The 12,761-nt window shown below is 45.1% G+C and carries 11 protein-coding genes; 7 read left to right on the top strand and 4 right to left on the bottom strand.

All coding sequences use genetic code 11. The annotated features are described in order from the left end of the window. The first annotated feature begins 172 nt into the window (after window positions 1-172). Window positions 173-2,608: an acyl-CoA dehydrogenase FadE gene (fadE, locus tag EYQ95_RS01635; protein WP_111914514.1), complete on the top strand. Its 2,436-nt coding sequence runs from the start codon at window positions 173-175 to the stop codon at window positions 2,606-2,608. A gap of 74 nt (window positions 2,609-2,682) precedes the next feature. On the opposite strand, the gene EYQ95_RS01630 is transcribed toward fadE, so the two are convergent. Both EYQ95_RS01630 and EYQ95_RS01625 read right to left on the bottom strand, forming a co-directional pair. Further along, window positions 2,683-3,225, bottom strand: coding sequence for a thioesterase family protein (locus EYQ95_RS01630; RefSeq protein WP_111914516.1), 543 nt, complete (start codon window positions 3,223-3,225; stop codon window positions 2,683-2,685). Then, window positions 3,225-4,154 carry an isopenicillin N synthase family oxygenase gene (locus EYQ95_RS01625; protein ID WP_111914518.1) on the bottom strand — a complete coding sequence of 310 codons (930 nt, stop codon included), beginning with the start codon at window positions 4,152-4,154 and terminating at the stop codon, window positions 3,225-3,227. Before EYQ95_RS01625 ends, EYQ95_RS01630 begins: the two co-directional genes overlap by 1 nt. A gap of 196 nt (window positions 4,155-4,350) precedes the next feature. Between EYQ95_RS01625 and EYQ95_RS01620 the strand changes: the two genes are divergently transcribed. Continuing rightward, complete coding sequence (locus EYQ95_RS01620) at window positions 4,351-4,800, top strand: hypothetical protein (protein WP_111914520.1); 450 nt, start codon at window positions 4,351-4,353, stop codon at window positions 4,798-4,800. Next, complete coding sequence (locus tag EYQ95_RS01615; RefSeq protein ID WP_207916193.1) at window positions 4,763-5,497, top strand: 2OG-Fe(II) oxygenase; 735 nt, start codon at window positions 4,763-4,765, stop codon at window positions 5,495-5,497. Before EYQ95_RS01620 ends, EYQ95_RS01615 begins: the two co-directional genes overlap by 38 nt. Here EYQ95_RS01615 and rrtA read toward each other — a convergent pair. Together rrtA and EYQ95_RS01605 are read right to left on the bottom strand one after the other, a co-directional pair. Beyond that, window positions 5,447-5,995, bottom strand: coding sequence for a rhombosortase (gene rrtA, locus EYQ95_RS01610; RefSeq protein ID WP_111914523.1), 549 nt, complete (start codon window positions 5,993-5,995; stop codon window positions 5,447-5,449). The genes EYQ95_RS01615 and rrtA overlap by 51 nt on opposite strands. 59 nt (window positions 5,996-6,054) lie before the next feature. Next, window positions 6,055-8,481, bottom strand: a complete 2,427-nt coding sequence (locus EYQ95_RS01605) for a S9 family peptidase (RefSeq protein ID WP_165831931.1) — start codon at window positions 8,479-8,481, stop codon at window positions 6,055-6,057. Window positions 8,482-8,633: 152 nt separating this feature from the next. Between EYQ95_RS01605 and EYQ95_RS01600 the strand changes: the two genes are divergently transcribed. The 4 genes from EYQ95_RS01600 to rnhB all read left to right on the top strand — a co-directional run bounded on the left by EYQ95_RS01600 (window position 8,634) and on the right by rnhB (window position 12,753). Next, window positions 8,634-9,215, top strand: a complete 582-nt coding sequence (locus EYQ95_RS01600) for a hypothetical protein (RefSeq protein ID WP_111914526.1) — start codon at window positions 8,634-8,636, stop codon at window positions 9,213-9,215. A gap of 152 nt (window positions 9,216-9,367) precedes the next feature. After that, complete coding sequence (locus EYQ95_RS01595; RefSeq protein ID WP_111914528.1) at window positions 9,368-10,924, top strand: AbgT family transporter; 1,557 nt, start codon at window positions 9,368-9,370, stop codon at window positions 10,922-10,924. Window positions 10,925-11,035: 111 nt separating this feature from the next. Further along, window positions 11,036-12,190 (top strand): acetylornithine deacetylase, encoded by a 1,155-nt coding sequence (gene argE / locus EYQ95_RS01590; protein WP_111914530.1) that lies wholly within the window; start codon window positions 11,036-11,038, stop codon window positions 12,188-12,190. After that, complete coding sequence (gene rnhB, locus EYQ95_RS01585; protein WP_111914532.1) at window positions 12,187-12,753, top strand: ribonuclease HII; 567 nt, start codon at window positions 12,187-12,189, stop codon at window positions 12,751-12,753. Before argE ends, rnhB begins: the two co-directional genes overlap by 4 nt. Window positions 12,754-12,761 lie beyond the last annotated feature (8 nt).

Raw genomic sequence — 12,761 nt, 5'->3', positions numbered from 1 at the left:
ACTACTTTTCTCCAGCTACTACATCGGACACAAAGTGAACTTTCTCATAAGCTCGAATGTATTGATAGACATATCTTTTAGTGTTTAGTTCATCGATTTTGAACTTGCAAAACAGGTAGATTTGATCTACCTTGAAGGCAACTGGTCAGACCTCGAATTCAGGAGTATAACAATGAGTGTCCTAATCTGGTGTTTAGCTACATTAATCGTGCTAGGCGCACTAACCTACCATCGTGTGTCATTGCTAACCTTCACAGCAGGTACTGCTGTCATGTTAGCTATTGGTACAACATTAGATATTTTCCTATGGGTTCCTTGGGTAATTGCAGGCGTGCTTCTATTGCCTCTACTCATCACCCCTATTCGTCGCGCTTTATTTACGGGCGGCATTCTTAAGGTATATCGCAAAATCATGCCTGAGATGTCACAAACCGAACGCGACGCTATCGAAGCAGGTACTGTTTGGTGGGACGGCGAAATTTTCCGTGGCAAGCCAGACTGGAAGAAGCTACATACCTTCCCTGCTCCTCGCTTATCTAAAGAAGAACAAGAGTTCTTAGACGGTCCGTGTGAAGAAGTTTGTAAAATGATGGACGACTGGGAGTCGACCCATGAACTTGCAGATATGTCGCCAGAAGTATGGCAGTTCCTTCGCGACAACAAATTCTTTGCGATGATCATCAAGAAAGAATTTGGTGGATTAGAGTTTTCTGCTTACGCGCAATCTCGCGTATTGCAAAAGCTTGCTGGCCATTCAACTATTTTGGCAAGTACTGTAGGTGTACCGAACTCTTTAGGTCCGGGCGAATTACTTCAACACTACGGTACTGAAGAGCAGAAACAACACTACCTTCCACGCTTGGCAACGGGTGAAGAAATTCCTTGTTTCGCCCTTACCAGCCCAGAAGCAGGTTCAGACGCAGGTGCTATCCCAGACACTGGCGTAATTTGCAAAGGTGAATGGGAAGGTAAAGAAATCGTAGGTATCAAGCTTAACTTCAATAAGCGTTACATTACCCTTGCACCTATTGCTACTGTTGTAGGCTTAGCATTTAAACTGTACGACCCAGAAAACCTAATCGGCGATACTGAAGACTTGGGTATTACTGCTGCATTGCTTCCTCGCGACACGAAAGGTATGGAAATTGGCCGCCGCCACTTCCCATTAAATGTACCTTTCCATAACGGTCCTATTCGCGGCAAAGACGTTTTTATCCCACTCGATTACATTATTGGTGGTAAAGACATGGCCGGTAAAGGCTGGAGAATGCTAGTAGAGTGCTTGTCAGTTGGTCGTGCTATTACACTACCTTCGAACAGCGCTGGTGGTGCCAAATCAATCGCGCTTGTTACCGGTGCATACTCGCGCATTCGTCGCCAATTCAAACTTCCAATCGGAAAAATGGAAGGTGTTGAAGAAGCGATGGCACGTATTGGTGGTAATGCTTACCTAATGGACTCTGTAACCAAGATGTCTACGGGTGGTATCGACCTAGGAGAGAAACCTTCAGTTATCTCTGCTATCGCAAAATACCACATGACCGAGAAACTTCGTGAAGTGATGAACGACGCGATGGACATTCACGGCGGTAAAGGTATTTGCTTGGGCCCAAACAACTATCTTGGACGCGGTTACCAAGGCACACCAATCGCTATTACGGTTGAAGGCGCAAACATCCTTACTCGTAACATGATGATTTACGGTCAAGGCGCTATTCGCTGCCATCCTTATGTACTTGAGGAAATGGAAGCAGCAGCCGTGAAAGGTCCTGAAGGATTACGTCGTTTCGACAAGGCGCTATTTGGCCATATCGGGTTCGTAATGAGTAACTTCGTGCGTTCACTATGGTTAGGTTTAGGTGGTTACCATTTCAGCCACGCACCTGCGAAAGACTCAACAGCGAAATACTACAAACAAATGACACGCTTTAGCAGCAACCTAGCATTAATGTCAGACGTTGCTATGGGCGTACTTGGCGGTGAACTGAAACGTAAAGAACGTATTTCTGCACGTCTAGGTGACATGCTAAGTTACTTGTACATTGGTTCGGCGGTATTGAAGCGCTTTGAAGACGATGGTCGTCCAAAAGAAGACCTTCCATTCGTACACTGGGCGATGCAAGACTCAATGAACAAGCTACAAGAAAGCCAGCGTGCTCTGTACAACAACTTTGGTGTTGTAGGTAGCTTCTTACGTTTAGTTACTTATCCGTTCGGTCGCTTTGTAAAAGCTCCGTCAGACGTAATTGAACACAAGATTTCAAGAATCTTAATGGAGCCAAATGACGTTCGCTCTCGTTTAGGTGAAGGCCAATGCTTGTCTGAAGACGCACCATTTGGTTACCTTGAAACCGTGCTTAAAGACATTATTGCAGCTGAACCTCTTCATGCAAAAGTAGAGAAAGCTGCAGGCAAACGCTTGTCTTTCACTCGCTTGGAAGAAGTAGCAGCGCAAGGTAAAGAACTAGGCGTACTGAACGACGAAGAAGTTGCATTGCTTCAACGTGCTGAACAAGGCCGCTTGAGAGTGATCAACGTTGATGACTTCGACCACGACTACTTGCTTGCAGGAAAGTCTGGTGAAAGTGAAGCCAAAGACGCAGCTTAATTAAGCTCAATATATACGTACAAAAAACCCAGCTTCGGCTGGGTTTTTTATTTTCATTCAACAAGCTAAGTAAGCTATTTTTTCTTATAACTCGCAGACAAAGTATTCAAGCTGTCTTCCCACTTCTGTACCCACTCAGGTAACTCCGGAGAGGTTAAACTATGGTTTCCTGTTGCAGCAAGTAAGTCTACGGGCTTCATACCACCCTTTTCTTTACTCCAAAACATTCCCCGCACAACCACGATAGCCGCTGGCCTGTTTTGCTTATCTAGAATAGTATGTTGAATGTACGCCCACTTTTCGCTCCAACCCAATAGCTCGGTTTCTACATAAAACCGGTCAAACGCTTTCAGCTGGCGAATAAAGCGTGCAGTTACGTCGCCAATAACCGGCATACACTTTTCTTTTCTTGCAGCTTGAAAGCAACCGGTTCGAATAAACCAGTCCATTCGCCCTAAGTCTGCAAAAGTAAGGTAGCGACCATTGTTGACGTGGAAATTTAAATCAAGATCATGAGGCATGACACGTGAGCGCACTCGAAGTTTTTCGAGAGGCTCACATTTTCCAACCCGTGATCGCTTGATTAAAATCCAAACTAAGCGACCCAGTAAACTCATTACTTAAGTAAACCGATTTCGCGCAAACGTTCGTTCAAGTAATCGTCCGCAGTAATCGCTTCTTCTTTTTTAGGGTTTTCTTCACTCACACAGCTGTCCAACGCGTCAATCACAACGTCAGAATTAAAGTGTAGGAAAAACGGAATGCTATAACGCGATGATTTGTTATGAGGTGCAGGCGGGTTAACCACTCTGTGCGTAGTCGAAGGCAATACACCATTAGTTAAACGTTGTAGCATATCGCCCACGTTACAAATAATAGCGCCCTCTAAAATGGTCACTGGAATCCAAGCGCCTGACTTCGACAATACTTCTAAGCCTGGCTCGCGAGAACCCACTAACAAGGTGATCACGTTAATGTCTTCGTGCGCAGCTGCGCGAACAGACGGTGTGCCTTCCTCAACAATCGGTGGGTAGTGTAATGGGCGTAGAATTGAGTTACCCAAGTTTACACGCTGTTTAAAGTAGTCACGCGGCTGCTTTAAATAAACAGCAATACCTTCCAGAACACGATTACCCAAAGCGTCTAGCTCTTGGTATAGCTCCAACATTCTCTCTTTAAATTGAGGTAGCTCTTTTGGCCAAATGTTAGGAAGTAACTGTTCGTGTGGCGCTTCACCTTCAATCTCTCTTCCCACATGCCAGAACTCTTTTAGGTCAACGTGCTCAGAGTCTTTCGCAATCTCTGTTCCAAACGGCGTATAGCCACGCGCACCGCCTTGTGGGGACTTATATTGCATTTTCACGTCTTCAGGTAAATCGAACAACTCACGCGTTGTGTCTAAAGCACCGTGAATTTTTTCGGCAGCAATACCATGACTAGTTAAAGCCACGAATCCATTTTCTTCGTAACCTTCACCAAGTTCACGTACAAATCTGTCAAAATCTTGGTCGTATAAACCAACATTTACATGAGGAATAGAGCTCATTGTTTTGCCTTTATTAACTTCAAAAATAACCTTGTGATCCTATAACTACTGTAGGTTTTATACAAGTTAAACAGCCCAATACGAAAGGAATGAAGCAGCGTTTTTGCTAAAGAATTTTAAATACCCTTTCATCCTCAAAAAAGTGCACATACAATCAATGAAATAATGAAAAAAGCCAAAGATTAAGGAAGGCAATATGAAACAGCTTGTTATGAAACAAATGGTAAAACAAACCATCAACCTAGCTACCCTGCTTGGCGCAACTCTCGCTTTAACCGCTTGTGCAATAAGCTCCCAAGAAGGGCCATCCAATATGGGTAAACCAGGTGTTGTCACTCAGGACAACCAAGAAAACCTGATGAGCGCCATACTAAACGAAATTGGTGCGGCCAAAGCAAGCGAGTTAAGTCAATGTAAGGTACTTCCTGTCGGACAACGTCCATGCGGTGGACCAGCGCGATATTTAGCTTACTCAACGATAACGAGTGACCAAGCAACTTTAGAAATGCTGGCACAACGCTACAACGCGCTATCGGCTGAACTTAATGAGCAAGAAGGCCTAATGTCTACTTGCGAAGTAATGCCCGAACCAACGGTACAATTAGTGAATGGTCAATGCACCATCTCCCAAAGCGCCAGCCAATAACATGCAAGATTTTATAGAAGTTATAGATAATGCCTTACCGGCTGATTTTTGCGATCAATTCATTCAAACCTTTGACCAGTCCCCTCATTTAGTTGAGGGGAGAACTGGCGCAGGAGTAGAGCAAGATAAAAAGGTAAGTCATGACTTGTACCTAGATCAGCATCAGGAGTACCAAGCGGCGCTGCAACATATTCGAGCGACGACTGCGCAACATGTATTGTCGTACTTTAAGAAATACCATTTCGGCCTTATTGCGCCAGTAGCCTTAAAGGTTAAAGACCCCGGGTCAGGTAAAGTCGTGAACCTAACGCACGAAAACTTCCATGACGTTGCGAAAGGACAGGAAGAGTCGTACATGAAGCTTCTCTATAGACTGGGGAGCATTCAAGCACAGAGGTATCGTGCAGGTATAGGTAACTACAACTACTGGCATTGCGAGGTTTACCCGCAACCCCAAAGCGTTGAAGCTTTACACCGCACATTGCTGTTTATGTACTACTTGAATGATGTAGAAGACGGTGGAACAACAGACTTCTACTATCAGGATAGGCAGATAAAGCCCAAGAAGGGCCGGATGGTTATTGCTCCAGCCTATTTCACTCACACCCATAGAGGCACTACACCAAAAAGTAATGACAAATATATATTAACTAGCTGGGTGCTTATGAACACTGGGAGTACGCTGTATAAGCGCTAGCGCTATACCGCTTAACACGCCAAAGAAGTGTGTCGGCGTCGCTAAAACATCTGCATTTGTGGAGCCTAAACTCATAGGCCCAACGAAGTAGTCGAACGAAACCTTACCCAAAATAATGGCGAGTAATAACCAAGCCAAATACCGTTTGGCGCGAATATCACGGACAGCCCCCCAAGCAAACATTCCGTATAACGCGCCAGAGAAACCTACGTATTGGGTAATACTATCTGCAAACAAATATGTTCCCAGCATGCAGCCGATTGTAGTGACAGCGAGTAAGAGCAGGTACCTTCGCGTCGGCGCATGTTCGGCGAACAAAAACCAAATCATCGCAATCCCCGCAATATTGAAAGCAAGATGAGAGAACCGCCAGTGCATCCATTGGCCGGTAATGATTCGCCACCATTCCCCTGCCTCGATGTCTGAACGCACAAATACAAAATGTAGCTTCCAACTGTCGGGCAACCAAAACAGCAACAGTAATAGAACTGCCACCATAACAGGTGGCAGAACGTATTGGGGTTGTATAGGTAAACTCACTCTAAGCAAGAGATCGGTTACTCGGCTTCAGGGTACAAGTAATCCCACCACTGCGGCTCGTCTTTCAAATGTTTATCGAAAAACGCCATATAGGTATCCCACCAACGGAAGCGTTCATCGCGATAAATAATATGATGGTCAGCCCCTAGGAACTCTACGAGTTCAACCTCTTTGTCGAGCAACTTCAATGCCGTATACATATTGTGACTTTCCCCTGGAGGAACATTTGTGTCAGCATCTCCGTGAATTAACAGCATTGGGGCGGTAACTTGATCAGCATGATAGATAGGGCTTCTTTGCGTGTACAGCTCCTCGTTATTCCACGGGAATGAACCTTTGCTTGCCTCGCCAGAATAGAGGAACCCCCACCAGCCTTGGCCCCAGTACGACGTAATATTACTAATACCAGCATGCGACATAGAAGCACTGTAAATATCTGTCATGGTAGCTAATAACATGGTCATAAAGCCGCCATAAGAAGCACCTAAATGGCCTACTCTTTCTGGATCTACAAAGCTGTGAGCTTCAAGAAAGCGCTCCGTACCGTAAATAATTTCATTAGCGGTATATTCCCCCCAAGCATTCACGTGCCGAGCCGAGAACTCTTGACCAAAACCTGTTGCGCCACTAGGTTGCAACACATAAACCACATATCCCTGAGCGGCCCATTGATTAAACGGGTAGCGGCCAGTGAATGCTCTTTGTACAGGCGAAGTTCCACCATAGTAATAGACTAAAGCAGGATATTGAGCCGAGGGATCGAACTCTGGCGGTAAATAAATACGACCGTGAATGGTATCGCCACGTTCATTTTCGAAGTTCCACTCACGAATATCATGAATGTTTACCTGCGCATAATGCGTATCAGCACTGTCCCACAGAATTTCAGGATTTGAACCATTAACACCTACAACGCCCATGCGGCTGGGTTGTGTCGCATCAGTACCCGCAAAATAGATACGCTCTTTATTGTTTGCTGACAAAGCGTAAGTGCTTACCACATCCATATTTGTCGCTAATTTCTCAAACTGGCGCTGTTCTGTGTCAAACACATACAACTGAGAAGTGTCCTTGTCTGTTACGTCGAGCAATAAATGGTTGTCACTTAACTTTTCAATGCTACCGATAGCCGGATCGAACTCAAGGCTCAAGGGCTCAACACTGCTTCCATTTAAGCGGTATAACTGACCGTCATAATTGTTTGCCAGCATACCCTCAGGCAAGTTTCTTCCTGCTCCGTTACCAAACTCAGGTCCCGCAACAACATAAATGTCGTCACCCATGTACATCGCTTGGTTAAAAGTACGATATTGGCCTATTTGAGTTTCTTCACCCGTAGCTAACGCCAATTCATAAAGTTCAACTAAATAGTGAGCGGGCTCTCGGTAATCGACAACACTTCTGCTAACCAAAATACGGTCGCCGCTGCCATGCACAGACTCTAAGCTTGTACTTACTGAGGAGTCCGACACTTGCGATATAAGTTTTGTTTGGGTGTTTAATAGGTAAATCTGGCTATTGTCGCGGAAATAAGACCAACGATCTTCAAGAGCTCGGTAACGTTTGACCATATCACCGTCTTGCTCTCCAGCTTTACGCCAACTAAAGAGCAACTGGTCGTTACCCAACCAATGAAGTCCGCCAATACTTTCCAATGAAGAAGTTAAGCTACGCAAGTTCATGCTTTGAATGTCAAGAAGATGAACTACACCGCCATCGATGAAAGCCAAAGTGTTCTGATCTGGGTGCCATGCAAAACTATGAGCGCTGGCTTGATTCCAACGATAAACAGTACGATTTGTTGTCGTGTCTACAATCTCAAGTTCGTTTTGGGCATTATTTCCCGTTTCATGTCCGAAGCTCTGCTTTCTCCAGACTAGATATTTTCCGTCTGCGGATGCAGCAAATACGGTTGCCGTCGGGGCGTCAAAAGAGTGGGTTTGTCCTAATCGAACTTCCGTTTGATAGCTAGTGTCAATAACATCATGGTCTGCCTTACCTTGCCAATCCATATCAACGCTAGACCATTGCTCAATACCCTCAGCCAACACAGTCAATAAATGGTCACCGGTTGGCAAAGCTAGGTCTACCGTTCCGTTCTGACTCGTTAAACGTTCGCCATTCAAATAGAAGCTCACGTTTTCAGCTCCTTCAACTTCAAGAGCCCCTTGAGTAAACCTTTGAGTGCCTACTGGAAGCTGTAATACAGCAACGGACGGAGTAGCACCCGAAATCCCTGAAAGCTCTTGACCTTGTGCCAATAAGCCAAAGTATTGCGAGGCAATACTGTCACGAAGCGCTTGAGTATGTTCACTTTCCCCCAAAGAGATGTAGCGAGGAGCATCTACTGCACTAACTCGGATATCTTCACGCTCTATCGCGTGCAAAGGAACAGTCAGCAAGCCACCACATAAAATAGTGCTCACTAAAACAGATAACTTCATTGTTGTTTTCATAGTTTTACCAACCTTATCGATTTTGTAAAAATGCTAACACAAAGCAACAATTTGAAACGCAAAAATTCGGCAAACTGGACTTTTTTGACGATTGGGAATGGTATACTCGGCCACGACAAATAGAAAAGGGAGTGTTATTCATGCGTCAACTTATCAAGCTATTACCTTTAGTCACAATCGCTGCTGCAACTACCATTGCACTACCGGCAAAAGCCGTAAGCATGAGCCAACCTAACTATACGCATATCAATGCCACATATTTAGACAGTAGCCGCAGTGAGAGCGGTATATTTTTTGACGCGGAATATGAGCTCAACCACAAGTTATTTGTGTTTGGCCGTTACCAAAACTCTAGTTACAGAGTCGTTGGTGGAGGCTCACGAAGAGAGTCGCTTTACGACGCAGGGGTGGGTAAGTATTTCACCATAGCTGACGGCGTAACCATGGACTTTTCTGCCTCTATTGGCCGACTAGCCGACGGTGGTAACTTATTCGGAAGCGGTATGGATTTCTACACTCTAAATACTAGCTTCAGGAATAGATTTGAGGTATTTGAAACTCGTTTGGGTTATCGCTATATCAACTTTGACAACGCACCTTCTGACTCTGGCGCCGTAGCTTCTGGCTGGTGGTACTTCAGCCCACAATTCTCTCTCGGAGTGACATTCGAAGAGGTATATTCAGGCTCTAGTTGGGGAATCGGCGCAAGATTCAGCTTCTAATCGACAAAATTGTGTTTTCCCCTACCCCCTAAGCGGTGTTCCATGTATTCTTAGGCTTCTTAGTTAGCGTTTCCTTCGAAATGTGCACATACATTTCGAAGGGAATTTGAATTCATTATATAAAAACACGTGCGTAAACACGGGGAACAACAATGAGTCAAAATAATGCTCAGGCCGATAACCAAAACGGCCTCCTCAACCGCATTCTCAATCGCGTTGAGATCATCGGAAACAAACTCCCAGACCCTGCAGTTATGTTCGCAGGCCTATTGGTCATAGTCTGGATTCTAAGTTTAATCTTTTCACAGTTCAGCTATGGCGAAGCCGACCCAAGAACAGGCGCGCCAATCGTTGTAAACAACCTACTTGCACCTGACGCTTTAGCACAGTTCTTAGCAAGCATGGTAACTACCTTTACTTCGTTTGCGCCGTTAGGTGTTGTACTTGTTGCAATGCTGGGTATTGGTGTTGCAGAGCGCAGTGGCTTTATTAATGTAGCCATTAAGTTGCTTTTAAATAATACCGCGAAATTCCTACTTACACCGCTTCTTATCCTTGTTGCTATTGTGAGCCACACGGCTGTAGACGCAGGTTATGTATTGGTTATTCCTCTAGGCGGTATTATCTTCTATGCTGCCGGCAGACACCCGCTAGCAGGTATCGCTGCAGCATTTGCCGGTGTTTCAGGGGGCTTTAGTGCCAACTTTGTACCAAGTGCTATCGACCCAATGCTACAAGGCATTACGCAAACCGCAGCTCAGTTATACGATCCAGACATTATCCTCAATCCACTTAATAACTGGATGTTTACAGGTCTGTCTTCAATTGTCGTTGTATTGGTGGGCTGGTATATCACCGACAAGATTGTTGAGCCTCGCTTAAAAGGGGTAGAAATCGACGGTGACAAAGATGACATGCCTGAAATTGAAGAAGTGAGTGCACAAGACCGCAAAGCATTCCGTGCTGGTGGTCTAACTATGTTACTAGGCGTGGTTTTACTTGTTGCAGCTGTATGGCCTGAAACTTCAGCGCTTCGTTCTCCTTCTGGTGAAATTGCAGCTTTTGACGCACCACTTATGCAGTCAATCGTACCGCTTATCTTCTTGCTGTTCTGGGCACCAGGTATCGTTCACGGCTATGTGTCTGGCGCATTTAAAGAGTCAAAAGACATCATTATGGCGATGTCAAAAACCATGGAAACCATGGCTTATTACCTCGTTATGGCATTTTTCTGCGCATTATTTATCAAGGCTTTTGGCGACTCAAACCTCGGTATTCTTATTGCAATGAAAGGCGCTAACTTCCTTGGAAGCTTGGGCGTTCCAGGGCCAGTTACACTTATCGGTATTATTTTACTGGTTGCAGTAATTAACCTATTTGTGGGCTCAGCAAGTGCTAAATGGTTGCTTATTTCACCTATCTTCGTACCGATGCTTATGCAACTTGGTATTTCACCCGACCTTACTCAGGCGGCTTACCGTGTTGGCGATTCCGTAAGTAACATAATTACCCCACTACTACCTTATTTCCCACTGGTCGTTGTTTACTGTCAGCGCTACGTGAAAAATACAGGTATTGGAACATTGGTTTCTATGATGCTGCCATTCAGTGTGAGCTTACTTATCATTTGGACAACCTTCCTACTTATCTATTGGACTGTTGGCCTACCGCTAGGTATTCAATCAAATTACTTGTACCCAGCCGGTTAATGCTATAGCTAATAGCAATAACGCATAATGAAAGAGCTGCCTTGTGCAGCTCTTTTTGTATCTATCATGATAGACTTAACACGATTATAAGAGTGAGCAGGAGAATTATTCATGGCAGCGTTACCAGAGTTTATTTCAATGTATAAGTCTCTGATTGCCCTACCGTCGGTGAGTTGTTTAAACCCTCAATGGGACATGTCCAATGAAAAGGTTATTCAACAACTCGGTCAATGGCTAGAAGGGCTTGGTTTTCATGTGCAAATTGAACCGTTATCGAGCCAGCCCAATAAATTTAATCTGCTTGCACATATTGGCCCCGCCCATGCTCAAGGCGGACTTCTACTGTCAGGTCATACAGACACAGTACCTTGGGACGAAGGCCGCTGGACGCGTGACCCATTTACGCTAACTGAAGCCGACGGCAAGCTTTACGGGTTAGGTAGCGCAGACATGAAGGGCTTTTTCGTTTTTGTACTCGAAGCTCTAAAAAATATCGATTTATCCAAGCTCACAAAGCCTATTTATGTGCTCGCCACCGCCGACGAAGAGACCAGCATGGCAGGAGCACGTGAACTCTCTAAGTTTCCCAACCTAAAGCCAGACTACGCCATTATAGGCGAGCCCACTTCAATGACTCCCGTGCGTATGCACAAAGGACACAGTACCGACTGTGTTCGCATATTAGGGAAGTCTGGACATAGTTCAGACCCCGAAGCAGGCGTGAATGCCATCGACATCATGCACGAGGTATTAGGCGAACTAAAAGTGCTAAAAAGCCATTTAAAAGACAACTACCATGAGCCCGCTTTCAAAGTTCCTTACCCAACAATGAACTTTGGCCATATCCATGGTGGTGACGCTGCGAACCGCATTTGTGCCTGCTGTGAACTTCACATGGACATGCGCCCTCTCCCGGGCATGTCGGTAGATTTACTTAGTGAACTTTTACACCAGCAACTGAGTGAAATTCAAAAGCGTTTTCCAAACGCACTTGTTATTGAAGCCATGCATGAACCTATTCCGGGCTACCAATGTGCTGCCGACAGTGCATTAGTCAAAATGGCAGAACGAGTAAGCGGCCAAAGCTCACAGCCAGCAAACTATTGTACTGAGGCCCCTTTTATTGATGATTTGGGATGCCAAACTATAGTTATGGGTCCTGGCTCAATTAACCAAGCCCACCAACCTGACGAGTTCATTCGTTTAGACGAAATAAAGCCCTCACTAAATATGATTGAGCGCATGATCAAGGAAATGTGTTTGTGATTTGTGGTGTTGATGAAGCAGGAAGGGGTCCTATTGCAGGCCCAGTGGTTGCTGCTGCGGTTATTCTAGACCCCAACAACCCTATTGAAGGGTTAGCCGACTCTAAGAAGATCAGTGAAAAGAAACGTGAAAAACTGAATGTTGAGATCCGAGAAAAAGCGCTATCTTGGGCTATTGCTCAATGTGATCCTGAAGAAATTGACGAACTCAATATTCTGCATGCATCGCTGTTAGCCATGCGTCGTGCAATAGAAGCCTTGCCTATTCAGGCGCAAGAGGCGCTTATTGACGGCAATAAAGTACCCACGGGCCTAACTATTCCAGCACAAGCAATTGTTGGTGGGGACGCTGTAGAGCCAGCAATTAGTGCAGCCTCGATTTTGGCCAAAGTAGAACGTGACCGCCAAATGTTGGCATGGGACGAAAAGTACCCACAGTATCAATTTGCCAAACATAAAGCCTACCCAACAAAATTACATCTAGAATTATTAGAAAGTCACGGTGTATGTCCAATTCACCGTAAAAGCTTCAGACCTGTTAAAGTGCTATTAGAAAAATCATAAGAGGCAAC

The sequence above is a fragment of the Lysobacter sp. N42 genome (assembly GCF_004344885.1).
This window is presented reverse-complemented; position numbering and strand designations above follow the sequence as displayed.